This is a genomic window from Symbiopectobacterium sp. (genome assembly GCF_047692315.1).
Lineage (GTDB): Bacteria > Pseudomonadota > Gammaproteobacteria > Enterobacterales > Enterobacteriaceae > Symbiopectobacterium.
Genome location: NZ_JBLLJS010000032.1, coordinates 30,056 through 54,947 on the forward strand (window position 1 = coordinate 30,056; position 24,892 = coordinate 54,947).

Here is a 24,892-nt window from a genome sequence, read left to right on the forward strand (position 1 = left end):
CTCCTGCGCGGCATGAAAATGTGGCATAAGTGTAAATGTCGAGGTTATAATGTCAATCAAATCAATATTAATTTAGTTTACAATACGGTTTATTAATAATGTTGCTCTCCCGCGCGAATTTGGATTTCGACCAACTCCATATCTGGCACCCTTATACGTCGATGACGCAGCCCCTCCCCTGTTATCCGGTGATGGCCGCCCACGGCTATCACCTGCAACTGGACGACGGGCGAGAACTGGTGGATGGCATGTCTTCCTGATGGGCGGCAATCCACGGCTACAAACATCCGCGCCTCAATCAAGCGTTGCAGCAACAAATCAGCCAGATGTCCCATATGATGTTTGGTGGCATCACGCATCCTCAAGTAATTGCGCTATGCCAGCAGACGTCCGTGCCGTTAGAGTGCGTATTTCTGGCTGATTCCGGCTCGGTGGAGGTGGAGGTGGCGCTGAAAATGGCGCTGCAGTATTGGCAGGCTCGCGGCGAACGCCGGGCGCGATTTTTGACCCTGCGCCACGGTTATCACGGTGATACCTTTGGCGCGATGTCGGTGTGCGATCCGCTGAATGCCATGCACAGCCTCTATCAGGGCTACCTGCCTGCGCATCTGTTTGCGGATGCGCAGCGCTGCCGTTTTGATGAAGCGTGGCAAGAATCTGATATCCAGCCGTTTCACAGCATGCTGGAGGCACACAGCCACGACATTGCCGCTGTTATCCTTGAACCGGTGGTACAAGGCGCAGGTGGTATGCGTATCTACCACCCCACGTACCTCAAACGTGTGCGTGAGTTGTGCGATCGCTACGGTATCTTGCTGATAGCAGACGAAATTGCGACCGGATTTGGCCGTGCAGGTAAGCTGTTTGCCTGTGAGCATGCAGATATCGCACCCGACATCCTGTGTCTGGGTAAAGCGTGAACCGGGGGATACCTGACGCTTTCTGCCACCTTGACCACGCGAGAAGTTGCAGACACCATCAGCAACGGCGAAGCCGGTTGTTTTATGCACGGCCCGACCTTTATGGCAAACCCGCTTGCCTGTGCCGCCGCGAATGCCAGTCTGGCACTGCTGACAGAAGGCGACTGGCAACAGCAGGTGATGGCGATTGAGCACCAGTTGCACGATGAATTATTGCCATTAATGGATTCGCCACAGGTTGCGGATGTGCGCGTTTTGGGGGCTATTGGCGTGGTGGAAACCGTGCGTCCGGTGGACGTGGCGCACATACAGCGCTTTTTTGTTGAGCGCGGTGTGTGGATCCGGCCGTTTGGCAAGCTGCTCTATCTGATGCCGCCTTATGCCGCCTTATATTATCTCGCCGGAGGCATTAACACGCTTGACTGACGCACTGCGTGACGCCGTACAGCAGCCAGCGCTGTTTCAATAACGCACTGTTCTAATAACAAACGGTTTCAATAACGACAGAGAAAGTCAGCGGAAAAAACCTGTGATCTGTGGCACACCAAATTGATTAGCGCTATGATAATCGCCTCAGCTTATCAGGAACTTCCCATGCGTAATACGATCATCCTTAGCGGGCAGTATTTACGCGCTTTCGCACTTATTTATCTGTGTCTGTTCGCAGGTAATGCAATATCCGCGTTACTCCCGCTGACTATTCCCGGCAGCATTATCGGCATGCTTATCCTCTTCGCCCTGCTGGCCTCGCAAATTCTTCCCGCCCCTTGGGTCAAACCCGGTTGCCATTTGATGATTCGCTATATGGCTCTGCTGTTTGTGCCTATCGGCGTTGGTGTCATGAATTACTATGACCTGCTGAGCCAGCAGTTCGGTCCGATCGTGGTGTCCTGTTTAATCAGTACGCTGGTGGTGATGCTGGTAGTCGGCTTTAGCACACAATTGATGCAACGCGAACATATCATCACTACGCATGAACCACCTGATGAGGAAGGGAAAAAATAATGTTGTCCACTATCTGGTGGTCATTGCCTCTGACGCTGCTGACCTTTTTCGCTGCGCGCAGACTGGCCATCAAATGCAAAATGCCCTTGTTGAATCCGCTGCTGGTGTCGATGGCGATCCTGATCCCGGTATTGTCGCTGCTCGATATCCCATACGAACACTACTTCGCGGGCAGCAAGGTGCTTAACGATCTGTTGCAGCCCGCCGTGGTGGCGTTAGCATTTCCGCTCTATGAACAGCTCCATCAGATCCGCGCGCGTTGGAAATCGATCATCAGCGTCTGCTTTATCGGCAGCATCACTGCCATCATTTCCGGCACCGTCATCGCACTGTGGTTAGGTGCTACCCCAGAGATTGCTGCATCCGTTCTGCCTAAATCTGTGACCACGCCCATCGCCATGGCTGTCGCAAGCACCATTGGCGGCATTCCCACCATCAGTGCCGTATGCGTGATTTTTGTCGGTATCCTCGGTGCCGTATTTGGGCACACCCTGTTTAATCGCGCGGGTATCCATACCAAAGCCGCGCGCGGTCTCGCCATGGGCACAGCGTCACACGCACTGGGCACCGCGCGCTGTGTAGAGCTCAATTTTCAGGAAGGGGCGTTCAGCTCATTGGCATTGGTGATTTGCGGCATCATGACTTCACTGCTTGCGCCTTTTATCTTTCCGCTGCTCGTGCAACTGTTTCACTAGCCAGAGAGAGGATGCAGACAGCGCGATAGCGGCAGAACCGTTGCATCTTGCTCAATAATTTGAGATATATTGCGCAGTTTGCATTTTATTTTCAATAAGTTCACATTCGACGAGATACTGGTCACGATTTATTGATACGCTACTTTTTACCCTGACAACAAACAATAATGGCAAAAAGAGTACATCGCTATGCATCCACGATATCACGCCCCTTTTACACAACTTTCTGACACATTGCAACACGCGTTGTCTCCGTTACTTGAACATCCTGATTTTACCGGGATGTTGCTTGCCGACGACGTAACGGTGATTTGTGCTCAATGTGAGCTCGCGCCAGAGGCACTGGCATACGCGTTGCTGCCACTGGCGCCCTTGCTCCCATTTCTCAGTTTCAAGTTGGTGCCGTTGCTCAGGGTGAGAGTGGCAACCTCTACTTCGGTGCCAACATGGAGTTTACTGCGGTACCGCTGCAACAAACCCTGCACGCAGAGCAGAGCGCCATTGCTCACGCCTGGTTGCGTCAGGAACGTGGTTTGATCAGCATTACTGTGAATTACACGCCTTGCGGGCACTGCCGCCAGTTTATGAATGAATTGAACCGCGCAGACACCTTGCATATTCACCTGCCGGGCCGTGAGCCTGCGCTGCTGCACCACTATTTACCCGATGCCTTTGGGCCGCGGGATCTCAATATCACCACGCTGTTGATGGATCAGGTGAATCACGGGCGCACTCTGCCCGATGCCGATCTGCTGGCGCACGCCGCACTGGACGCGGCCAACCGCAGTCACGCCCCGTACAGTAACGCGCTGAGCGGTGTGGCGTTGGAAACGGAGCGCGGCACGGTGTATACCGGGCGCTACGCAGAGAATGCCGCATTCAACCCCAGCTTACCGCCGCTTCAGGTGGCGCTGAACCTGATGAATCTAGCCGGCGATGATATTCACAACGTACGCCGAGCGGCATTGGTTGAGCCGCGCAATGCCACGCTAAGTCAGTGGGTTATGTTGCAAATCATTCTGGCTGAAGCCGGGTGTACCGACGTACAGCAACACTTTATCGACTGATACAGGACACAAAATGGTGATCAAACCGGGGAGTATTGGCTAAAATGTTGTGACGCAAGTCATGTGTAACTAATTTAATTAACATTTTCTGTACATATTTTTTGGGTAATTTAAGATCCGCCCTGTCATGTCGTGTCATTACCTAAATTCGTTTCTGTTACCCGAAGAGTAAGAAAAGTCATGGAATTAGAATACGAAAGCAAACGCGCACTCTACATCCCTTATGCTGGCCCAATCCTGTTGGAATTCCCTTTACTGAACAAAGGCAGCGCCTTCACCAATGAAGAGCGAGCCAACTTCAACCTGCATGGTCTGCTGCCAGAAGCGGTGGAAACCATTGAAGAGCAGGCAGAACGCGCCTGGCGTCAGTATCAGGAATTCAAAAATGATATGGAGAAACACGTCTACCTGCGTAATATTCAGGATACCAACGAGACGCTGTTTTACCGCCTGCTGGACGCACACCTGACCGAAATGATGCCGATCATCTACACCCCTACGGTAGGTCAGGCGTGCGAACACTTCTCTGATATTTACCGTCGTGCTCGAGGATTGTTTATCTCTTATCCGAACCGCGAAAACATCGATGACATGTTGCAAAACGCCACCAAGCAGAACGTGAAGGTGATTGTGGTCACCGACGGTGAGCGTATTCTTGGCCTGGGCGATCAGGGCATCGGCGGCATGGGGATTCCTATCGGTAAGCTGTCGCTCTACACCGCCTGCGGCGGTATCAGCCCGGCTTATACACTGCCCGTGGTGCTGGATGTGGGTACCAACAACCCGCAACGCCTGAATGACCCGCTCTATATGGGCTGGCGTCACCCACGTATCACCGGTGAAGAATACGATGCCTTCGTGGAAGAATTTATCCAGGCAGTGAAACGTCGCTGGCCGAATGTGCTGCTGCAATTTGAAGACTTTGCACAAAGCAACGCCACGCCGCTGTTAAACCGTTACCGCGATGAGATCTGCTGTTTCAACGATGACATTCAAGGCACAGCCGCTGTGGCGCTGGGTAGCCTGATTGCCGCCAGCCGCGCCGCTGGCACTCAGTTGCGCGATCAAACGGTGACCTTCCTCGGTGCAGGTTCGGCCGGTTGCGGTATCGCTGAGCAGATTATCGCACAGATGAAATCTGAAGGTCTGAGCGAAGAAGAAGCGCGCGCCCGCGTGTTTATGGTGGATCGTTTCGGCCTGCTGACGGACAAGCTGCCGAATTTGCTCGATTTCCAGAGCAAGCTGGTGCAGAAGAGTGAACTGCTGAGTGAGTGGGATGTCGCCAGCGATGCCATCTCGCTGCTGGAAGTGGTACGTAACGCCAAGCCGACCATCCTGATTGGCGTATCCGGCCAGCCGGGGCTGTTTACGGAAGAGATCATTCGCGAAATGCACACCCATTGTGCACGTCCTATCGTGATGCCGCTCTCCAACCCGACCTCCCGCGTGGAAGCGCGTCCAGAAGATATCATTCGCTGGACCGACGGTGCCGCGCTGGTCGCAACGGGAAGCCCGTTTGCACCGGTTAAGCACAAGGATACGCTGTTCCCGATTGCCCAGTGCAATAACTCCTATATCTTCCCTGGCATTGGTTTAGGCGTGCTGGCTTCCGGGGCCAAGCGCATTACCGATGGCATGCTGATGGCAGCCAGCCGCGCGTTGGCCGACTGTTCGCCGTTGGCAAACAACGGTGAAGGTGCGCTGTTGCCGGACTTGAAAGATATCCAGGATGTTTCTCGCCGTATCGCGATGGATGTGGCAAAAGCAGCGCAGTTGCAAGGTGTCGCGGAAGTGACCTCCAGCGATACTCTGGCGAAGGCCATTACACACAACTTCTGGCAACCGCAATACCGCAGCTATAAACGCACCTCGTTCTAAGCGATTTCGCTGCCTGAAACGCAACGGCCCCGATAATCGGGGCCGTTTTCATTGGTGGCGAGCTACGGGCGTAATTTGAGATCGAGTGCATCGCTCAAACCATCCCCCAGCAGGTTAAACGCCAGAACAGTCAGGAAAATCGCCAGGCTGGGAAACAGCGCCACGTGCGGGGCCATGACCATATCGGCCCGCGCTTCATTGAGCATCGCCCCCCACTCCGGCGTCGGCGGTTGCGCACCCAACCCGAGAAAAGAGAGGCTGGCAGCGGTAATGATCGACATGCCAATACGCATCGAAAAATAGACCACAATTGAAGAGAAAGTGCCAGGAAGAATGTGACGCATGAGAATGGTGCTATCGGATGCGCCGATACTGCGTGCCGATTCCACATACGTTTACTGTTTCAACACCAGCGTATTCCCACGCACCAAACGCGCAAAAGCAGGAATACTGAAAATGGCCACGGCGACAATCACATTGACCATACCGCTGCCCATCACTGCAACCACGGCAATCGCCAGCAGAACGCCGGGAAAGGCAAACAGCACGTCGCACAGCCGCATGATCAACCGATCCCACACGCCCTCGTAGTAGCCAGCCACGAGTCCCAGCAATGTACCGATCACCATACCTACAACGACGGATAAGATGCCTGCCGCCAACGAGATTCGCGCGCCGAGCAGAATACGACTGAAGATATCACGCCCAAGCGCATCGACACCTAGCCAATGCAGTGAAGAGGGGCCCTCGTTTAATCGGTCGTAATCGAAATAGTTTTCCGCATCGAACGGGGCCAGATAAGGGGCAAGCAGCGCCACGGCGATCAGCAACAGCACAAAAATCCCCGCAATCACGGCGGTACGCTGCAACATAAAACGTCGCCAAAATTCGCCTAGCGGAGTGCGAATGGTGGTTTCCCGCAGCAGCGGCAACGATGCCAGCATCGCCTTGCGGCGCCAGTGTTTCATCGCGAATCCTTATCGATAGCGAATTGACGGGTTGATTGCGGCATAGAGCACATCCACAAGCAGATTGATCACAATAAACTGCAGAGAGAACAACAGCACCAAGCCCTGAATAACGGGATAATCACGCATCTCCACCGCATCAACCAACAAACGCCCCAGTCCCGGCCAGTTGAACACCTTTTCCACCACGATCGACCCGCCCAGCAAAAAACCAAACTGGAGTCCCATCATGGTTACCACTGGGATCAGTGCATTACGTAGACCATGCTTGGTAATCACCAGAAACTCACGTACCCCTTTGGCACGCGCGGTACGCATGTAATCCTCTTGCAGCACGTCCGCAAACGATGCGCCCAGGGTGATTGAAGGCAAAATATAATGACGCCAGCTATCAGCGCCCACCGTTGGCAACCAGCCCAGCTCGACGGAGAACACCTGCATCAACAGCATCCCCAGCGCGAATGCCGGAAATGACAAGCCGGAGACCGCCAACGTCATCCCCAGACGATCGGGCCAGCGGTTATGCCAAATGGCAGAAATCATACCGATGCTCATGCCGAAAATGACCGCCCAAACCATGCTGGTTAATGTAAGCCAGAGTGTAGGCAAAAAGCGGATGGCAATCTCATTGGTGACCGGGCGCTTGGAGGCCATGGAGGTACCCAGGTCCCCCTGCAACACATGGGTGAAAAAACGCCAGAACTGCTCATAGAGCGGTTTATCCAAGCCTAAATCCTGCCACACCATGGCAATCACAGCGGCATCCGCTTCTCGCCCGGCCATCAGATGGGCCGGATCGCCTAGCAGAAAATGTACAAACAAAAACACCAGTACCAGCACAATCAACAATGTAGGGATCATACCCAGCAGGCGTTTGAGGAAGTAATTCAGCATAACGGCATGGTTGTCCTTATCGTCTCATCTTCTGGCATAACGCTCTCTGCATCCTGTTCTACATGCTGCGGCAATACTGAAACGATGAGGTTCTCAGCCGCGTCGAATCACACGGCTGAGAAAAATCGCCGACATCACCTATTGCGCCAAATCCGCCTCATCAAAACTGAATGCGGTGTCAGGCATCACATAGAATTCGCTCAGTTTCTTGCTGTTCGCTGATACGAGCTGTTCCGTGACCAAAAACGCCCAAGGTGCATCCGCCCAGATCTTGTCCTGCGTATCTTTATACAGCTTTTCCTTCTGCATACAGCTTTTCCTTCTGCACGCGATCGGTGATCTTCAACGCATTAGTCAGATCGGCATCCACCTGCGCGTTGCTGTAGAACGCGGTATTGAACAGCGCTGGCGGCCAGGAAGCGGTGGCGAACAGCGGCGTCAGCGCCCAATCGGCTTCGCCGGTAGAGGCTGACCAGCCGGTGTAGAACAGGCGCACGCCGGTTTCATTCACGCCCTTCCCTTCCACTTCTGCGGCGCGCTGCCCGGCATCCATCGCCGTGACTTGCACTTTAATCCCCACCTGCGTGAATTGCAGCACCTTTTGCGCCGTACTGTGGTTATGCGATGACCACAACGTAGTGGTAAACCCGTCCGGATAACCCGCTTCTTTCAACAGCTCGCGCGCTTTTGCCGGATCGTGAGGCCACGGCTGGTACTGCTGGGCAAAATCGATGCTCTTTGGCAACGGTCCCTGTGACGGCACGGCATAGCCAGAGAATGCCACCTTGATCAACGCCTCTTTATTGATGGCGTAGTTAATGGCTTGCCGCACTTTAGCATTATCGAACGGCTTTTGTGTTACGTTGAAGCTGATATAACGGTGCAAAATTGAAGGCGATGTCACCACGGCCAGTTGGTCGTTTTTCTCCAACACCTTGGCTTGCTCAAACGGCACCGGGAAAGCGAATTGCGCTTCGCCCGTCTGAAGCAGTGAGGCACGGGTGTTGTTATCCACCACCGGACGCCAGGTAATGCTATCAAGCTTGGGCAAACCCGCACGCCAATAACCGGAGAATTTCTCCACTTTCACGTAGTCCGTTTGGTTCCAGGTGACAAACTTGTAAGGGCCAGTGCCCACCGGGTGGAAACCAATCTCCTTGCCATATTGCTGCAATGCGGCAGGAGAAATTATCACGGCGGCGGGGTGCGCCAGATTGTTGATAAACGCCGAGAACGGCTGTTTCAGCACGATTTTCACCGTCTGCACATCCACCACTTCCGTTTTCGCAATCACCTTGAACAGGTTATAGCGTTTCAGGCGATTTTCCGGATTGCTGGCACGATCGAGGTTCACCTTCACCGCCTGCGCATTAAAATCAGTACCATCATGGAATTTCACACCGGAGTGCAATTTTATCGTGTAAGTCAGGTTATCGTCGCTGACCTGATAGCTCTCGGCCAGCACGTTAACCAATTTCATGTCCTTATCGAAACCGAACAATCCCTGATAGAAGGATTTCGCCACCGTTTGCGACAGCGTGTTGTTGGCATCATAAGGATCGAGAGTAGTGAACAGCAATTACCGCATCTTTCGCCGCCCAGGCGGGCGCAGACGCCATCATGGCTGTCGCCACCGCCAGCGCAACCGCAGGTTTCGCGGTGAGCAGATTAATACGAGTCAAAAGTGTCATTGTGGTCGTTTCTCCCTGTATCCTCTGTCAATAAGCGCCCGCTATCGTGTGGTGGGCCACGTAGTGCCGTTCACCCACTTCAACCAGCGGTACGATCGTTGGTTCATCGCCCAGCGCCCGGACAGGGCTGGGTATATCATCCGCCAGCAGCGCATGGCGGTGATGGCGGCGGCCCGGATCGGCGACCGGAACTGCTGCCATCAGTTTTCGGGTATAGGGGTGTTGAGGGTTCTCAAACACGGCCTGCCGTGGGCCGATTTCCACAATCTGCCCCAGATACATCACAGCAACACGGTGGCTGATTCGCTCCACCACCGCCATGTCATGGGAAATAAACAGGAAAGCGATACCGTATTCCTGCTGCAACTCCATCATCAGATTGACGATTTGTGCCCGAATCGACACATCCAGCTCGGACACCGCCTCATCAGCGATCACCACCTTGGGATTCAGCGCCAATGCGCGTGCAATGCAAATACGCTGACGCTGCCCGCCAGAAAATTCATGCGGGTAACGCCCCGCGTGTTCCGGCAGCAGTCCCACGCGCTTAAGCAGTTGCGCGACCCGCGCTTCGGCAGCGCGTTTATCCATTACCCCATGCACCAACAGAGGTTCCATGATCGAGAATCCCACCGTCAGGAGGGGATCCAGCGAAGCATAAGGATCCTGAAAAATCAGTTGAATATTGCGACGTATCCGGTGCAGCGCCTCGCTGCCCAGACCTTCAATACGCTCACCGGCAAAGGTGATACTGCCGTGCTGGCTAGGCACCAGTTGTAGCAAGGCGCGGGCTGTAGTCGATTTGCCGCAACCAGACTCCCCAACCAGCGACAACGTTTGGCCGGGGTAAAGATCGAAACTGATGTGCTCCACGGCATGCACCTGATGGGTAACGCGGTTGAGTATTCCCCGCTGCAGCGGAAAACGCGTGACCAAATCACGCAGGCGACGCATGTCGCGTTGGCTGGCCTGGGTGACATCCAGAATTTGACCATTACGCCGACGAAACAGAATATCGCCGTGATGAATATCGCCCCCATCCTGCTCGATTAAGCGCATGATCGCCAGCGCCGTGACTGATTTTCCCAAGCCGGATTCACCGACTATCGCCAGCGTCTCACCGCGCGTAACTGTCAACGAGAGATCGTGGATTACCGATACCGGCTCCCGCTGCGAGTGAAAACGCACGCCGAGTGACCGCACTGACAGAATCTGCTCTTCCGGCAAAATCAGTGTGGTATCAGCAGCTTCACGCACGGGCGCATGGGATATCATGAACGGTTTATCTCCTTGTTTAACGCGTAGCAGCATCAGTCCGTATGAAAAACGGTTTTAGTTTTATTTAGCACACTGAGGGAGGTTTAGCATAAAACCACCGTGCAATGAATAAAATACGTGTCTTATAACATTGAGTTACAGCACATAATCAATCCGTCTATACCTCGCATGCCTTAACAGGTGCTACTCCCTGATGATAGGGTTTCCTGCCATAACCTTGACGTTGCCACATTCACCCGCCGGGTGTTCTCTGACATAATAGCGTTCACTTTGCTGGCGTTATCCCAGTGCACTGTACCGAGTTTCGCCCGATCTCCCGACGCACAGACGTCGGCGAATGGAGTCATCATGGAAGCATTTACCTCAGGTTTACTCGCGCTTGAGCAAGCGCTGCAACGTATGCTGGCGCTGGTTTCGCCGCTTACCCAAACTGAAACTATTCCTTTGGAACAGGCGGCGGGTCGCATTACCGCCATGGATATCACGTCGCCGCTTGACGTACCCGCATTTGCCAATGCGGCGATGGATGGCTACGCGGTGCGTATGGCCGATCTGGTGAGCAGCGAAGCGCCGTTACCGGTGGCGGGGAAAGCTTTTGCCGGTAACCCGTTCCCGTTCGTTGGCGACTGGCCTGCGGGAAGCTGTATTCGCATCATGACGGGCGCACCTGTGCCACCGGGTACAGAAGCAGTGATCATGCAGGAATATGCCGAAGCAGACACCCATGGCGTGCGTTTCACTCATCCTGCAAAAATCGGGCAAAATATTCGTCTGGCGGGTGAAGATATCCAGTGCGGCGCGCGCGTACTGCCGGCGGGCTGTGCACTGGGGCCCGCTCGGCTGCCGCTGTTAGCATCGCTGGGTATTGCAAAAGTCACGGTAATACGCCGCCTGCGCGTAGCCGTGTTTTCTACCGGCGATGAGTTGCAGCGTATTGGCCAGCCGCTTCAGGCAGGGCAGATTTATGACACCAACCGTTTTGCCGTGCGCCTGATGCTGGAAAAACTGGGTTGCGATATTCTCGATCTCGGTATCATTCGTGACGATCCGGTTGCCTTGAGTGAGGCATTTCAACGCGCCGACAGCGAGGCCGATCTGATCATCAGCAGCGGCGGCGTCTCGGTGGGAGAAGCCGATTATACCAAGCAGATTCTGGACAACATTGGCGACATCCATTTTTGGAAGCTGGCGATCAAGCCCGGCAAACCGTTCGCCTTCGGCAAGCTGCGTCAGGCCTGGTTCTGCGGCCTACCCGGTAATCCGGTCTCTGCCGCTGTCACCTTCTATCAGTTGGTGCAACCGCTCATCGCGCAGCTTTCCGGCCACAGCCAATGGCACTTCCCACCACGCCAGCGAGTGAAAGCCGCCTCGGCGTTGAAGAAAACTCCAGGTCGGCTCGATTTTCAGCGCGGCATTGTTAGCCGGAATGCACATGGCGATCTTGAAGTGCAGGCCACAGGCCACCAGGGCTCGCATATTTTCAGCTCATTTAGCCTCGGCAACTGCTTTATCGTACTGGAAGCAGAGCGCGGTGCGGTAGCTGCGGGTGAATGGGTGGAAATTGAGCCCTTCAATGCGCTGCTGGGAGAGTGATGATGTTAACAACCGCCACAGAATCACCAGACAGTGAGGATGTGCTGAGCCACAGTGAAATGCTGCGCTACAACCGCCAGATCATGCTGAAGGGCTTTGATTTTGACGGACAGGAAGCGCTGAAAGCGGCAAAGGTGCTGGTGGTGGGGTTGGGCGGCCTGGGTTGTGCCGCAGCGCAATATCTGGCTGCGGCGGGTGCAGGGCATTTGACGCTGCTGGATTTTGACACCGTCGCGCTCTCCAACCTGCAACGCCAAATCTTACACCGTGATGCGCGCATCGACATGGCGAAGGTAACCTCTGCCGCCGCGGAACTTGCCGCCATTAATCCACATATCTCGCTGGAATGTATCAACGACGATCTGTCGGATGACGCCTTGCAAGCGCTGGTAAATCGCCATCAGGCGGTGCTGGATTGTACCGACAACGTAGCGATCCGCGATCGCCTTAATCGCTTTTGTTTTCACAGTAAAACGCCGTTGGTCTCTGGCGCCGCCATCCGTATGGAGGGCCAGCTCAGCGTGTTTACCTATAGCGCGCAAGAGCCCTGTTACCGTTGCCTGAGCCGCTTGTTTAGCGAAAACGCGCTAACCTGTGCTGAAGCTGGCGTCATGTCGCCATTAGTCGGCATCATCGGTGCATTACAGGCGATGGAAACGATTAAACTGCTGGCGCATTTTGGTGAGCCGGCTGTTGGTCGACTGCTGTTGTATGACGCCATGACGACACAATTTCGCACGATCGCGCTGCCCAAAAGCCCAGACTGCGAGGTGTGCGGGCAGTGATTGGCGTAACCATTGTCGCAGCATGTTTTTGCTTAGCCACTATTCTTCTATTGTATTTTGCTATCAGGCTTGAACCTGTCACCTAAGGGTGCCACAGTGTTATAGGTATTTTGCGCCAAAGTTGCGAAATAACATCCTGATAAAGAATCATTAGAGGGGAATAAAGCATGAGCAACGCATTTTTGCAGTCTATCAAGGTTCGCCGTTCTATCTACGCTATCGGTTCACATCTGCCGATTTCCGAAGAGAAAATCACAGAAATCGTCACTACGGCTGTCAAGCAGAGCCCATCATCTTTCAACTCGCAGAGTTCTCGCGTCGTGATCCTGTTCGGTGCACAGCATAAGAAGCTGTGGGATATCGTCAAACATCAGCTACAAAAAATCGTGCCTGCGGATGCTTTCGAACCCACAGAAAAAAAATTGGCCTCATTTGCTGCGGGTGCGGGTACCATACTGTTTTTTGAAGATACCGACGTGATCGAGACCTTGCAAAAGCAGTTCGCGCTTTATGCTGATAATTTTCCCGTCTGGTCGGAACACTCTACGGGTATCGCGCAGTTCGCCGTGTGGACTGCTTTGGCGCAAGAAAGCGTTGGGGCGTCGCTACAGCACTACAACCCGCTGATTGATGATAATGTGAAAAAAGCGTGGAATTTACCGGTGCAGTGGAAGCTGCGCGCACAGCTGCCGTTCGGCTCCATTGAACAACCTGCCTGTGAAAAAACCTATATTGATGACAAAACCCGCTTTCGTGTCTTCAAATAAAGAATAAGGGATGCTGGCACTCAGGGGCCGTTCTACAGCCCCTGAATCAGCCAGGTGCAAACACTTTAATCGCTTTCTGTTTAATCATGAAATGTGCGGGAGTGCGCCCAATCAGCTCACCGTCTGCATTGATATCATGAGGTCGACGGGTATTGATTATCAGCCCTGTCGTGGAAAAAGCCCGCACCTGACGCCAACGCCCTTGAGTTCCACGGCGTAAAAACGGGATCAGCGCAACCATCTGCCACCAATGCGTCACTTCCAGACTGTAGACGTCCAGCCAACCGTCATCTGGCGCAGCGCTCTGTTCTACCGCCATACCACCGCCATAAAAACGGCCATTGCCTACCGAGATTTGCACCATCCGCACAGGTTCCGCTATACCTTCGTGGATAATTTCAGCGCGAAAAGGCCGACTCTGGCGCAACAATTTACAGGCCGCCAGCGCGTAGCCAAGCGTGCCCCAGCGTTTTTTGGATTCTGCCGTCAGTTCGCGCGCCAAGGCAGCTGAAAAACCAATGCTGGAAACATTAAAGAAAAGGTGACCATTCACCTCCCCTAAATCGACGGGCCGACGGTGACCAGAGGCAATAACCTTGATAGCACTTTTCAGATCCACAGGAATGCCCAGTGTGCGAGCAAAATCATTGGCGGTTCCCGGCGGCAGCACGCCAAGCGGCAACCCCGTCGCGACCAGGCCCGGCGCTGCCTCATTCAAACTGCCATCGCCGCCAACAACAATCACCCTATCAACACGATCAGCATAGTGCTCGATCAACTCGCTATAGCCCATCGCCCGCCCCACCGAGGGAATAATCACTCGCAGTCCACGCGCCGTTAGCTGAGTGAGCACCTCTTTGCGCGCGCAGTGGCCCTTCCTCGATTTTTCATTAATCAGTAACAGGGCTGTGGCGGGTTCATGTTGGTGTGTCATCATTGGTAGCATGATCTTCTTTCCCGTATGGCGTACCCAAACGACCCTCGATTTAACCACAGGATAAATCGTCTGCTCAATCTCCCTTGCCAAGCGCGACAATAGTCTACAAAACATGACATTGAATGGCTTTCTACTTCCGCTTGAGCGACAAAAGATTTATCTGCACAGAATCTATGCCGCTGTTTGCCGTTTCGCTGCGCGGCTGCTTAACTTCAGTTAGCTGCACGCATCATCTTGATGCATAATCATCGCGTCCTTCACTCCAGCACAGAACACTACGAGGGTACGATTTTGCGACTAGATTTAATGACAAGCGCGGTTTGGCTAAATAAAACACGAGCAGCCGTGTTATTTACCGTCATGCTACTGACCGCATTTCTGATCATCAGTTGGACCAGTTTTAAGGTGGCTCAACAATCGATGGAAGCGGAGATCAAAGAAAATACCCTTCCGCTCACCAGTGACAATGTCTATTCAGAAATCCAGCAGGATCTGCTACGCCCTATTTTTATCTCCTCGCTTATGGCGCACGATACCTTTGTGCGCGATTGGGTGTTAGAGAATGAATCCGACCCGCAGGCAATGATTCGCTATTTGCGCGAAATCGATAATCGCTTTGATACCATTTTTTCTTTTTTTATTTCTGACAAAACCAAACGCTATTACGATCCGCAGCGGATTTTAAAAACCATGTCGGAGAGCGTTCAAGAAGATCAATGGTATTTTCAGGCACGTGAACTCTCGGATGAGCATCCTTATCTCATTGAGGTGGGACACGACCCTGAAAAACGCGACCGTCTTGATATCTTTATCAATCACAAGGTCAAAGATTACAACGGCAATTTTATCGGCATCGCTGGGGTAGGGATTTCCGTTGAAAAGGTCAAACACCTGATTGAGAAATATCAAGAGCGTTATCGTCGCACTATCTATTTTATGGACAAGAGTGGCCAGGTGGTGCTGCACGGCGACGATTTTCTCAATGCGTTGAATATCCATCAGCAACCGGGGTTGTCTTCCCTCGCCATGGCGATTTTGACCAACCCCGGCGGCAGCTATCAATATGACAACGATGGCCCGGTATTCCTCAACACGCGCCTTATTCCCGAATTTGACTGGTATTTGATGATCGAGCAGCGCAGCCACCCGAGTGAGCAGCGGCTGTGGATCACGTTGATGAAAAATCTCGGCGTCAGCCTGGCAGCCAGTCTGCTGTTTCTGTTTTTACTGTGGTTGACCATCGGCGGTTACCAGCGTCGTCTTGAGCGAATGGCCACCACCGATAAGCTGACCGGGGTGATGAATCGTCAGGCATTTGATTACTTTTTCAAGCGGTTGCGCGCCATGTGTTTTACTCACCGCAAACCCATGTCGATCCTGATTCTGGATATTGGCCATTTTAAACGGGTCAATGATGCTTACGGCCACGGCGTGGGCGATTTGGTGCTGCAAAATATCGCTCAACTTCTGCAACAGGCGATCCGTAGCTCCGATCAGGCCTGTCGCTGGGGAGGCGAGGAATTTGTGGTGTTACTGGATGACTGTACGTTGGAGAATGCGCTGCAACGCGCTGATATTTTGCGGCGCGCGGTCGAAATTGCCGAGGTGTCGTACCAGAAAGAGAAAATCCACATCACCATCAGCGCGGCAATCATCAGGAACACATAGACATCGAACGGCACTGAAGAGAACAAGCGTTTGATGATGTTAAGCCAGCCGGAGCTTCTTCCGGTTGCGGCCGACGCCGCTGCAAAGCGCCCACCGGTACAGATGACCGAGTTACCGGCATCGAACAGGCACGTAGCAACAATGCCGACCGGCCCGAGAAAACTCTGCACATAGGGCAGCGTAAAACAGCCAATGTTATAGCCGGGTGAGTTGATCATGTAATACGCTTTCAGGCCTTCCGGGCGGCGGCGGCCAATCATATAGCCAATCCCCAGCAACAGCAGATTACATCCAAGCCCAAACGCCACCAGAATCAAGAGCGAATGATCGACCTGAAAGCTGGCAAATCCGGTGATAACCGCCGCGGGCAACGTAAAATTCATCATCAGCTTGGATAACGCCGTTCCGCTTTCCGGCTGTAACACCCCACGCTGTTTTAATTGATAGCCAATAATAATAACCAGAATAAATGAAAACGCTTTTATCAGAACATCAACCATCTCTTATCCCCGAAAACGGACTGCACTACATCAGCCTCGCGCAGAGCCAAAAGTAGCAGCAGTGAAGGCGTAACAATACCATTCTCCGCTACGCCAGTAATGAGGGATATCATGACAATCGCATTTGATGAGCACAAAAAGGCCAGAGACGTCAACGATCGGCATCACAACGATGCTAAAAGCAACAAATGCTCTTTAAATGAAAACACCACAGCAGGCCGTGGTGCTGTGAGCAGAACAGCTACACGGTGTTCAGGGTGTTTCAGGCCGCGTCTGCACCCAGAATGCGTGAATCAATCCCGGGATATAGCCCAGCAATGTCAGTATGATATTAAGCAAAAACGTCAGCCCTACCCCTTTACCTAATAACACACCCAACGGCGGAAGAAGAATGGTTAACACAATACGCCAGAATCCCATAGTCACCTCCAGTCACCGTTAAAAGCCACGGGCTACCATTAACCCGTCACTATTCAACCTAGTACAAAAATGCCCCTATGGCGAAAAAAACAAACGAATTCAGCGCTATTCGGTAATAAAAAAGCAGCGCCATCCATGACAGCACTGCTTTTCGATTTCGTCAGGAACACATCACCTCAGGATGCGGTGCCTCATTTCTCTTTTTTTGCATAATTATGGTTATGGGAGTGCTCGTGATGATGCCCCTCATCATGTACCTTGCCTGAACCGCCTACTGCCACAATATTGAAGGGCTGACCTTCAACGGGTATTTCTCCGGTTTCTTTAAATGCCACAGCGTCCAGAACATGTATTTTACTTTTCAGTGGATCGGTGACAAAAATTTTATCGTCAGCCACAGCAATACGTGGCCGCGAATCGTTCCAATGCCCGTCCATAGAATAGGGCTCGGTGACAGGGACAGATTTAGCAATCTGGCCCTTTATCACATCAACCTGATTCAGCTTGCCATCCTCCGTAAATACGTAGGCATATTTAGGACGCACCGGGTCGACGGCAAAATGCACGCGACGGGTTGGCAATTGAATTAACCGAAAACTGTCAGACTGGGTCGGATCAATCGGCACAATGCGGTCAGGACCGTAATTGCCGATAAAATATTGCATCCCTTTGCCGCCAATAAGCGTGGAAGCGCTGCCTTGCGGTAGCGAATTCGAATAAGGCAGATGTTTGATTTCAGGTGCCGCGTTGTTTTGCGTAATCAACAATAACCCGGTGCTGCATGCCAGCGCATAAATATTTCCCGATCCGGCTGAGCCATATAATCCCGGGCATAAAGCATCCTCACCCACTTTTTTCCCATCCAGCCCCACTACGCGCACCCCGACAGGCCGTTTGGATGCATCCTCCGGGTTAGGGATAGAGACAACGGCATACTGGTCGTACGGCACGGCGACCCCGTGATGAGCCGCCACGACATTCACGTTGGTTGCAGCATTTTTGCCTTGCAGAACAGCCGCTTCATTAAAACAGCAGTGCATGGTTTTCGCCATCAAACCACTGCGCCACATTGCCTTGTCGCTCCACGAAGTGACCGGGTTTGGTGCCGGTAAATTCGGCATTAAGCAGCTCCGGCTCATCGACGTCAATATCCGCGTGATCGCCATGATCGTGGAAAGAAATTCCCGATGAAATGGCCGTTACGGTATTGGCACTGCCCTGCGCCGCAAAAACTACCGCACCACTCTCGCTACGGTATAATGCGGCCGGGCCTTTGACGGTAAAGGCATTCAGTTTGTCACCGTCAAGGGCATTAATCACATTGATCACCGGTTTATTATGATCGGCGACGAATAAACGCCAGGCATTGACATCTTCAGCCAATGACGGTGCAGCAGTAAGTCCCAGAAATATTGTTGAAATGGTTAATGATAATAAGCGTTTTTTCATAGCTATCTCCATATTCATTATTTTCAGCATGATAAATCTCACCAAATGTTGTGATGATTTATTGTGTCTTTTGGTTTTCCCTCAGGGCAGCAATCAGCGTACTGGCGTTATGCTGCATCATATCGATATAGGTTGGTGCAGGCCCCGATGCGCCAGAGAGTGCGCCTGAATACAGCACACCGGCGAGCCGAAGCCCGGCTTCAGCCGCGATTTGCTCAACCAGACGGGAGTTTGCGATATTCTCGGAAAATACCGCTGCCGCTTTATTCTTCTTTATCTCTCTTAAAATTCCGGCCACATCTGCGGCAGAAGCTTCAGATGCGGTAGATACCCCTTGAGGTGACAGAAAATGAATGCCGTAATCTCGTTCGAAATAACGAAATGCATTATGGCCAACTACTACCGTGCGTCTGTTTTCTGGAATGGCCTTAATGTTGTGTTGAATACGCTCATGCAATTGGGCCAGCTTGGCATCGTATATTTTGGCGTTGGTTCGGTAGGTATCACACCCTTGTGTATCAGCAATGCAGAAGGCATCAGCAATGTTTTTTACATAAACACGCGCGTTGGCAATGGATTGCCAGGCATGGGGATCGAAAGGTGCAGCATGAAATACCGCTTTACCGTTATAAAAGTGGTAATGCCCACCAGCGGGATCCTGAATAATATTCGCGCCCTTCGTGACTTCAATAAGCTGTGCCGACGTTTCACTCGCTGCAACCAGACGCTTGATAAAACCTTCGAGCTGCAAGCTGTTGGTGAGGATGACGTCCGCTCTGGACAGCGCAATAGCGTCTTCCGGAGAGGGTTCATACACATGAGCATCGCTGTCTGGTCCGACAATCGTGCGCAGTTCAATCCGTTCTTTACCAACATTGCTGGCGATATCGCCAATAATAGAGAAACTGGCAACAACCTGTATTTTCGCATTAACCGGTAAAGGCCCCCACGCAGCGATAAATATCATCATCGCCAGATTACAGCGTAAAAACTCAGTGAAACGCATAACCATTAACTCCTTTCATGACTGCCCGTTATCCACTCGGCGAAAAGTGATTCGGGTGATGACGTGACTATTTTTCAGCACAACGATGGCGGCAGAGAACAGGTATAAAAATCCGCAGGCAAGAATGATGGCAGGCCCCGAAGGCAACGATAAATGGAAAGAAAACAGCAAACCGCTGACACAGGCGACGCTCCCCAACAGCGCGGCAATCGCGCACATCGTCAGCACCCTCTGGGCCCAGAAACGCGCAGTTACGGCGGGTAAAATCATGACACCCACGGATAACAGCGTGCCTAACGCCTGATAGCCAGCAAAAAGATTAAATACGACAAGCATTAAAAACAGAAAATGAACCGGTGAGCCTAAGCGCGAAACCGAACGTAAGAATAACGGGTCCAAACATTCGGCAATCAGCGCGCGCCAGAAAACAAACAGCATAAACAGGCTGAGCAGCGTTACCGATGAAATCAGCAGCAGCGCATCTTTACCCAAGGCCAGCACCGTACCGAACAGTACGTGCATCAGGTCAACGCTTGAACCACGCAATGACACGATGAGTACGCCGAGCGCCAGTGAAATCAGGTAGAATGCCGCCATGGCTGCGTCTTCTTTTTGTACCGTCAAGCGCGACACCACTCCTGCGCTCAGGGCTACAATCAGCCCTGCTACGGCTCCCCCCAGCGTCATCGGAAAGATATCCAGCCCAAACAAAAGAAACCCGACCGCAGCCCCAGGCAAGATTGCATGTGACATCGCATCACCCATCAGACTCATGCGACGCAAGGTTAAAATACCCCCACAGGGCAGGCACTCAGACAAAGGAAAAGAGCACCAAGCAGGGCGCGCCGCATAAAACCAAACCCAATAAATGGCGCGAACAAAGAGGTATAAAGCCAGGCCATCATTCGGCAACCCCGTTCGCCACTGAAAACAGTGCGTCAGTAGACAGTGATGACGCTAGCGTATCGAGCACGACGGGAGTCTTTCCCCAGGCCAGCAACTCGCCATTAACGGCCATTGTTGCAGGAAAGTGGCGTCTGACCAGATTGAGATCGTGAATAACCACCAGCACCGTTCGGCCCTGTTGGTGCCAGTGATTAATGAGCGACAACATCACCCACGTGGTTTCTGCATCGATGGCATTAAACGGCTCATCAAGCAGGATGATGTGAGCATTCTGCACAATAACCCGCGCAAACAGCGCTCGTTGGAATTGTCCTCCCGACAATGCGGTAAGCGGTGTGTTTTCAAACCCCGCCAGACCGACCGTCTCTAATGCATCGACCACCTTTTGGCGCTCCTGTGCGCGATGTCGCCGGAGTAATCCCCTTTCGGGCCACAATCCCAGCGCGACCAAATCGCGCACACAAGCGGGAAAACTGCGATCCAGTTCAGTCGTTTGTGGCAAATAGGCAATACGCGCCCCCAAAGCCCTGGTGTAACTCCCCGCCATGGGGCGCAAAATGCCAGCAATGCCTTTGAGCAGCGTCGATTTCCCAGAACCGTTTGCACCAATCAAAGCCGTTAATGTGCCCGCAGCAATACTTCCCGTGATCTTTTTTATGACGGGATGACGACCATACCCGAATGCCAATCCATTGAGGTGCACCGAGGCATCAATCATGTCTGTCACTTCCCATACAATACGTTACGAACTGATACATTATAACATAACTTATCAATATTGGTAAATGAGAATAAATCCATTTTTTTGTAGGGAGAAGGGTAGGCAGTGTGAAAATCAGCTCAGAGGGCGCCGTGTCCCTTTAGACGAACAACCGTGTGGGGCCAGGGATCGGCAAAGATTCCTCCCCTTTTCCACCAGATAATCTCATCCTCCGTAAGAAAGCATTGGCGCAGCACTGTAGCAAAATCATCAATTTCTTCTTTCTCACCGATCACGGTCAAATAACAGTGTCGATCGCCGAATCGACCTGATGATTTTGCTAACTGCTGTTGAAGTGCCTGCCGCTCTTCTGTGGTCAAATGATTATCCGTGTGTCTAAGAACCCCCGACTTCCAGTAACTGATGAACGCCAGGCTGATGCTCCCGGCAGCCTGGTTCCATAACAATGCAAGATCGTCTCTTCCCGGTAACCAGAAGAAACCTTTACTGCGATATACCCCGGTGCCCATATGGTGGTGGTACACATCCCACAACCGCTGAGGATGGAAAGGCCACTCATCTTGAATGACGCATGAGGAGAGAACAGAGTGCGATGGCGCTATCGATACCGGCGAACAGTTGGTACCAATGTCATCGGTTAGTTCGTCGATCAACAGCGCAACACGGTGAAAATCGTAAGGGGGTAACGCCAGCACAGCCTCCAGATCAAGGTTTCCCCACGGCACAGCAATAATGCCAACCTGTGGGTTTAAAGGATGAATGGCTGTGGCAATGTCAGTGAGCGTCTCGCGCGGCAATCGGTCATATTTAGTCAAAATCATCTGACTACAAAACATAAGTTGCTCTGCCAACAGGTTGACCACACCTCTCTTGCCCCTCTCCAGATGTTGCTGCAATGCAGTGATAAGGCCATGCCCATCGTCATAATCCTCATGGAGCATCACCGCATCCACCAGCGACAGGAATGCATGCAGACAAACTTGCGGATGATCGCGCAAATAGCGCACCAAAGGGAGAGGATGACTACTGCCAGAAGTCTCAAGCAAGATGAAATCAGGGGTCTTATCACTCCCCATTTTGTTACTCAACAAGCGCGCGATGGCGTTGTTGAGTTTCATAATCCCCGTATCACTACTGATATTATCTGCGGCGATGCTGACCATATTTTGGCTGTGAGACGAAACGATTTCCGTATTTGAAATCAGCACACCATCGACATCCAGCTCACTCATATCATTAACGATCACCGCGACGGAATATTTGCGTTTATGTGCCTGGACAAGTAGGCTTTTTAGCAATGTGGTTTTTCCCGCGCCGAGAAAGCCATTGAGAATAATCAGGGGTATTCGTTTACCCCAACTCATCGTTGATACCGTATCCGACATATCCCCTCCTATTTTCACTCTGTAATTTCACGATGCAGACCGACACCAAGCCGCACAAACATCGTGACCGCCAAGCCCACCTCATTATGTTATAACATAACAATAAATATTTTAAGGTGAACAAGACCAAATCCGCATGGTGCTGAAGTAATGAAAACAAGCGAAGGGGTAGAAAGCTCAGGGGTTAACCTTCGTTTAAGGATTTACTCTTCAAATCAATGGGAAGAGATGGAGTGAATGCCAACAGGCTCAGAACGCAGGTTGAATTTTCTCTCAGATTTTCTCAGCGGGATTTTTATCACAGAAGGGAATGGCTATAACTGTTTGAATATGTGGCGGAGAGGGAGGGATTTGAACCCTCGGTAGAGTTGCCCCTACTCCGGTTTTCGAGACCGGTCCGTTCAGCCGCTCCGGCACCTCTCCGTTTAAGTGGTTGCTATCATGCCCTGTTTTACGGCATTTTAACAGCAGATATCCTTGCCTTTATATTCAAGTGACGACTTAGCGAGCAACACGACGATGAAATGGCCATGGAAAACACAGCACACACCGGAAAACACGCCTGCGCAGTGGCAAGATGCCCTTGCTATTCCGCTTCTGGCACCGTTGAACGATAGCGAACAACAGCAACTCGTCGTGCTTGCCAGTGAGTTTTTACATCAAAAGCGCATCATTCCCTTACAGGGTTTAACACTTACCTCGGTGATGGAACAGCGCGGATCTCACTGCTGTTTTGTTCTGCCCGTTCTCAAGCTCGGCATTGAGTGGCTAAACGGCTTTCATGAGGTACTCATCTATCCGGGCCCTTTTATCGTCAACGATGAGTGGCAGGATGATATCGATCTGGTGCACGCCGGGCCTGTAGTGCAATCCGGTCAAAGCTGGGATCAGGGCCCCATCATATTGAACTGGCAAGAAGTGCAAGACAGTTTTGATTTATCAGGGTTCAATCTGGTTATCCATGAGGTCACACACAAGCTGGATATCCGTAACGGCGGCGAGGCCACTGGTGTTCCACCGATTCCTTTACGCGATGTGGTGGAGTGGGAAACGCAGTTACACGCGGCAATGGAAGCACTGCAAGATGAAATCGATCAGGTTGGAGAGGATGCTGCCAGCATGGATCCCTATGCAGCACAAGATCCAACAGAATGCTTCGCGGTGCTCTCTGAATATTTTTTCAGCGCGCCAGAACTGCTTTATGAACGTTTTCCCACGCTTTATGACTGTTTCAGCCGCTTCTACCAGCAAGACCCATTGGCGCGATTAAAGTCCTGGCAGCAGGCCAACCAGCGGGCCCCCGTACTTTATTGATGAATATTTATCCTCAACTGTACAGAGCCTAAGCAATTAGATAATACGGACGAATTTACCGTTGACAGCCTGCCAGCAGCCCGATACTATTCGCCCCGCTTACGCAATTCCTCTGTAGTTCAGTCGGTAGAACGGCGGACTGTTAATCCGTATGTCACTGGTTCGAGTCCAGTCAGAGGAGCCAAATTCAAAAAACCTCACTTCGGCGAGGTTTTTGCTTTTTGAAACCTGGATTTTTTGTTTTGTATTTTCAATAAGTCAGCGTATTTTATTTTTTCCCAGCGTAATCGTCTTTGCTTTTACATCGCAAAAATTTGGTGGTTAGATTTAGGGTCTTTTCGGTTCGATAAAGGAGTGACCCGCATATGTCCTTTAACGACACGAAAATCCGCAACATAAAGCTCCAGTTCCCACCGTCAAACGGTCCGATTCACACAGTCTATATCTTCACGTTAAAGCGACTGACTCACGTCTCTGGTATTTCAGATATGATTTCGGCAGTAAAGAAATCCGAATTGCCTTCGGCGCTTATCGGCTATTGAGTCTGTCGGAATATATCTAAAAGTAAATAGTGCCCTTTGCCGGGATACTTACACCACGCTGAACTTGTCTGTAAAAAAATCGCTCTGCAGGCAGTCAAATTTAAATTTTCGCTTTTTATAGAAAAGCACTGCTGACGTTGCCTCATATGACTGGTACGGTATCAATCTCTTTCATAGTCCCTTAAACGTACACATTGATGACTGATATAGGGATCGGTATTCCACCGATCGACAGAATTCAATTGCCCAGCAAAAGACACTGGTCAGGCAGAGGCATTATATCAATAAAGGGTTGGTCGGCTTAGAACGACAGAAGCTTGGTATAGTCACTTTTTCTGAGTTTGAAGGAAGCCTGATGCGTTTTTACCCCCGAGCAAGGGTGGCTATTGTCACAGAGAAAGGGAAAGTGCGAGGAAAATAGCCTAAGCTATCTGATAAATAACAAAAAGGACTGTGCAAGATGTATAAAACTCAAAAGTACGCTATCAGCGATCTGGAGCAAT

Annotated in this window: 16 protein-coding genes, 2 tRNA genes and 8 pseudogenes; 12 read left to right on the top strand and 14 right to left on the bottom strand. The window is 51.9% G+C overall.

Going from position 1 to position 24,892, the window contains the following annotated elements:
- Nucleotides 1-98 precede the first annotated feature (98 nt).
- From bioA to ACMZI0_RS20525, 5 genes and pseudogenes are all read left to right on the top strand, one after another.
- Nucleotides 99-1,389: pseudogene (bioA, locus tag ACMZI0_RS20505) on the top strand (adenosylmethionine--8-amino-7-oxononanoate transaminase).
- A gap of 125 nt (nt 1,390-1,514) precedes the next feature.
- The gene (locus ACMZI0_RS20510) at nt 1,515-1,925 is read left to right on the top strand and encodes a CidA/LrgA family protein (protein ID WP_415674330.1); all 411 of its coding nucleotides are present in this window, start codon (nt 1,515-1,517) and stop codon (nt 1,923-1,925) included.
- The gene (locus ACMZI0_RS20515; RefSeq protein WP_415674331.1) at nt 1,925-2,620 is read left to right on the top strand and encodes a CidB/LrgB family autolysis modulator; all 696 of its coding nucleotides are present in this window, start codon (nt 1,925-1,927) and stop codon (nt 2,618-2,620) included. The genes ACMZI0_RS20510 and ACMZI0_RS20515 overlap by 1 nt, the downstream gene beginning before the upstream one ends.
- A 189-nt stretch (nt 2,621-2,809) precedes the next feature.
- Nucleotides 2,810-3,687 (top strand): annotated as a pseudogene (gene cdd, locus ACMZI0_RS20520) (cytidine deaminase).
- A 180-nt stretch (nt 3,688-3,867) separates the two neighbouring features.
- Complete coding sequence (locus tag ACMZI0_RS20525) at nt 3,868-5,565, top strand: NAD-dependent malic enzyme (RefSeq protein ID WP_415674332.1); 1,698 nt, start codon at nt 3,868-3,870, stop codon at nt 5,563-5,565.
- Between the two features lie 62 nt (nt 5,566-5,627).
- Here the strand turns inward: ACMZI0_RS20525 and gsiD are convergent.
- The 4 genes and pseudogenes from gsiD to ACMZI0_RS20545 form a co-directional block, all read right to left on the bottom strand.
- A pseudogene (gene gsiD, locus ACMZI0_RS20530) lies at nt 5,628-6,533 on the bottom strand (glutathione ABC transporter permease GsiD).
- A gap of 9 nt (nt 6,534-6,542) precedes the next feature.
- Nucleotides 6,543-7,427, bottom strand: a complete 885-nt coding sequence (gene gsiC, locus ACMZI0_RS20535) for a glutathione ABC transporter permease GsiC (protein WP_415674333.1) — start codon at nt 7,425-7,427, stop codon at nt 6,543-6,545.
- Nucleotides 7,428-7,565: 138 nt separating this feature from the next.
- Nucleotides 7,566-9,049, bottom strand: a pseudogene (gene gsiB, locus ACMZI0_RS20540) (glutathione ABC transporter substrate-binding protein GsiB).
- A gap of 96 nt (nt 9,050-9,145) precedes the next feature.
- A pseudogene (locus ACMZI0_RS20545) lies at nt 9,146-10,279 on the bottom strand (ATP-binding cassette domain-containing protein); the annotation flags it as partial.
- A 465-nt stretch (nt 10,280-10,744) separates the two neighbouring features.
- On the opposite strand from ACMZI0_RS20545, the gene moeA reads away from it, so the two are divergent.
- From moeA to ACMZI0_RS20560, 3 genes are all read left to right on the top strand, one after another.
- The gene (moeA, locus tag ACMZI0_RS20550; protein WP_415674334.1) at nt 10,745-11,989 is read left to right on the top strand and encodes a molybdopterin molybdotransferase MoeA; all 1,245 of its coding nucleotides are present in this window, start codon (nt 10,745-10,747) and stop codon (nt 11,987-11,989) included.
- On the top strand, nt 11,989-12,774 hold the full coding sequence (gene moeB / locus ACMZI0_RS20555) for a molybdopterin-synthase adenylyltransferase MoeB (RefSeq protein WP_415674335.1): 786 nt from the start codon (nt 11,989-11,991) through the stop codon (nt 12,772-12,774). The genes moeA and moeB overlap by 1 nt, the downstream gene beginning before the upstream one ends.
- 167 nt (nt 12,775-12,941) lie before the next feature.
- Nucleotides 12,942-13,541, top strand: coding sequence for a nitroreductase family protein (locus tag ACMZI0_RS20560; protein ID WP_415674336.1), 600 nt, complete (start codon nt 12,942-12,944; stop codon nt 13,539-13,541).
- A 46-nt stretch (nt 13,542-13,587) separates the two neighbouring features.
- On the opposite strand, the gene ACMZI0_RS20565 is transcribed toward ACMZI0_RS20560, so the two are convergent.
- Nucleotides 13,588-14,487: a lipid kinase gene (locus ACMZI0_RS20565; protein ID WP_415674337.1), complete on the bottom strand. Its 900-nt coding sequence runs from the start codon at nt 14,485-14,487 to the stop codon at nt 13,588-13,590.
- A gap of 282 nt (nt 14,488-14,769) precedes the next feature.
- Here ACMZI0_RS20565 and ACMZI0_RS20570 point away from each other — a divergent pair, with 282 nt between their 5' ends.
- Nucleotides 14,770-16,146: a diguanylate cyclase gene (locus ACMZI0_RS20570; protein WP_415674338.1), complete on the top strand. Its 1,377-nt coding sequence runs from the start codon at nt 14,770-14,772 to the stop codon at nt 16,144-16,146.
- 101 nt (nt 16,147-16,247) lie between these two features.
- On the opposite strand, the pseudogene ACMZI0_RS20575 reads toward ACMZI0_RS20570, so the two are convergent.
- The 9 genes and pseudogenes from ACMZI0_RS20575 to ACMZI0_RS20615 form a co-directional block, all read right to left on the bottom strand.
- A pseudogene (locus ACMZI0_RS20575) lies at nt 16,248-16,646 on the bottom strand (AEC family transporter); the annotation flags it as partial.
- Between the two features lie 252 nt (nt 16,647-16,898).
- Nucleotides 16,899-17,066 (bottom strand): YqaE/Pmp3 family membrane protein, encoded by a 168-nt coding sequence (locus ACMZI0_RS20580; RefSeq protein ID WP_415674339.1) that lies wholly within the window; start codon nt 17,064-17,066, stop codon nt 16,899-16,901.
- Between the two features lie 191 nt (nt 17,067-17,257).
- Nucleotides 17,258-18,187, bottom strand: coding sequence for a hypothetical protein (locus tag ACMZI0_RS20585; protein ID WP_415674340.1), 930 nt, complete (start codon nt 18,185-18,187; stop codon nt 17,258-17,260).
- Nucleotides 18,090-18,515, bottom strand: a complete 426-nt coding sequence (locus ACMZI0_RS20590; protein WP_415674341.1) for a hypothetical protein — start codon at nt 18,513-18,515, stop codon at nt 18,090-18,092. The genes ACMZI0_RS20585 and ACMZI0_RS20590 overlap by 98 nt, the downstream gene beginning before the upstream one ends.
- Nucleotides 18,516-18,573: 58 nt before the next feature.
- On the bottom strand, nt 18,574-19,485 hold the full coding sequence (gene aztC, locus ACMZI0_RS20595; protein WP_415674354.1) for a zinc ABC transporter substrate-binding protein AztC: 912 nt from the start codon (nt 19,483-19,485) through the stop codon (nt 18,574-18,576).
- Nucleotides 19,486-19,536: 51 nt separating this feature from the next.
- Nucleotides 19,537-20,423, bottom strand: a pseudogene (gene aztB / locus ACMZI0_RS20600) (zinc ABC transporter permease AztB).
- Nucleotides 20,423-21,145: a zinc ABC transporter ATP-binding protein AztA gene (aztA, locus tag ACMZI0_RS20605; protein ID WP_415674342.1), complete on the bottom strand. Its 723-nt coding sequence runs from the start codon at nt 21,143-21,145 to the stop codon at nt 20,423-20,425. The pseudogene aztB and the gene aztA overlap by 1 nt, the downstream one beginning before the upstream one ends.
- Nucleotides 21,146-21,267: 122 nt before the next feature.
- Entirely contained in the window at nt 21,268-22,533 is a 1,266-nt protein-coding gene (locus tag ACMZI0_RS20610) for a CobW family GTP-binding protein (protein ID WP_415674343.1), read from the bottom strand.
- Nucleotides 22,534-22,866: 333 nt separating this feature from the next.
- Nucleotides 22,867-22,956: transfer RNA gene (locus tag ACMZI0_RS20615), tRNA-Ser, on the bottom strand.
- A 96-nt stretch (nt 22,957-23,052) separates the two neighbouring features.
- Between ACMZI0_RS20615 and mtfA the strand changes: the two genes are divergently transcribed.
- The 3 genes and pseudogenes from mtfA to ACMZI0_RS20630 all read left to right on the top strand — a co-directional run.
- On the top strand, nt 23,053-23,847 hold the full coding sequence (gene mtfA, locus ACMZI0_RS20620; protein ID WP_415674344.1) for a DgsA anti-repressor MtfA: 795 nt from the start codon (nt 23,053-23,055) through the stop codon (nt 23,845-23,847).
- Nucleotides 23,848-23,955: 108 nt separating this feature from the next.
- Nucleotides 23,956-24,031: transfer RNA gene (locus ACMZI0_RS20625), tRNA-Asn, on the top strand.
- 285 nt (nt 24,032-24,316) lie between these two features.
- Nucleotides 24,317-24,409: pseudogene (locus ACMZI0_RS20630) on the top strand (hypothetical protein); the annotation flags it as partial.
- Between the last annotated feature and the right edge of the window lie 483 nt (nt 24,410-24,892).

What these genes read in the sequence shown, in the direction of transcription:
- ACMZI0_RS20590 (WP_415674341.1), bottom strand. Translation starts at nt 18,515, where the DNA reads ATGAAAAAACGCTTATTATCATTAACCATTTCAACAATATTTCTGGGA.
- aztA (WP_415674342.1), bottom strand. Translation starts at nt 21,145, where the DNA reads ATGATTGATGCCTCGGTGCACCTCAATGGATTGGCATTCGGGTATGGT.
- ACMZI0_RS20610 (WP_415674343.1), bottom strand. Translation starts at nt 22,533, where the DNA reads ATGTCGGATACGGTATCAACGATGAGTTGGGGTAAACGAATACCCCTG.
- ACMZI0_RS20525 (WP_415674332.1), top strand. Translation starts at nt 3,868, where the DNA reads ATGGAATTAGAATACGAAAGCAAACGCGCACTCTACATCCCTTATGCT.
- moeB (WP_415674335.1), top strand. Translation starts at nt 11,989, where the DNA reads ATGATGTTAACAACCGCCACAGAATCACCAGACAGTGAGGATGTGCTG.
- mtfA (WP_415674344.1), top strand. Translation starts at nt 23,053, where the DNA reads ATGAAATGGCCATGGAAAACACAGCACACACCGGAAAACACGCCTGCG.
- ACMZI0_RS20585 (WP_415674340.1), bottom strand. Translation starts at nt 18,187, where the DNA reads ATGCCGAATTTACCGGCACCAAACCCGGTCACTTCGTGGAGCGACAAG.
- ACMZI0_RS20515 (WP_415674331.1), top strand. Translation starts at nt 1,925, where the DNA reads ATGTTGTCCACTATCTGGTGGTCATTGCCTCTGACGCTGCTGACCTTT.
- ACMZI0_RS20560 (WP_415674336.1), top strand. Translation starts at nt 12,942, where the DNA reads ATGAGCAACGCATTTTTGCAGTCTATCAAGGTTCGCCGTTCTATCTAC.
- aztC (WP_415674354.1), bottom strand. Translation starts at nt 19,485, where the DNA reads ATGATGATATTTATCGCTGCGTGGGGGCCTTTACCGGTTAATGCGAAA.
- moeA (WP_415674334.1), top strand. Translation starts at nt 10,745, where the DNA reads ATGGAAGCATTTACCTCAGGTTTACTCGCGCTTGAGCAAGCGCTGCAA.
- ACMZI0_RS20580 (WP_415674339.1), bottom strand. Translation starts at nt 17,066, where the DNA reads ATGGGATTCTGGCGTATTGTGTTAACCATTCTTCTTCCGCCGTTGGGT.
- ACMZI0_RS20510 (WP_415674330.1), top strand. Translation starts at nt 1,515, where the DNA reads ATGCGTAATACGATCATCCTTAGCGGGCAGTATTTACGCGCTTTCGCA.
- gsiC (WP_415674333.1), bottom strand. Translation starts at nt 7,427, where the DNA reads ATGCTGAATTACTTCCTCAAACGCCTGCTGGGTATGATCCCTACATTG.
- ACMZI0_RS20565 (WP_415674337.1), bottom strand. Translation starts at nt 14,487, where the DNA reads ATGCTACCAATGATGACACACCAACATGAACCCGCCACAGCCCTGTTA.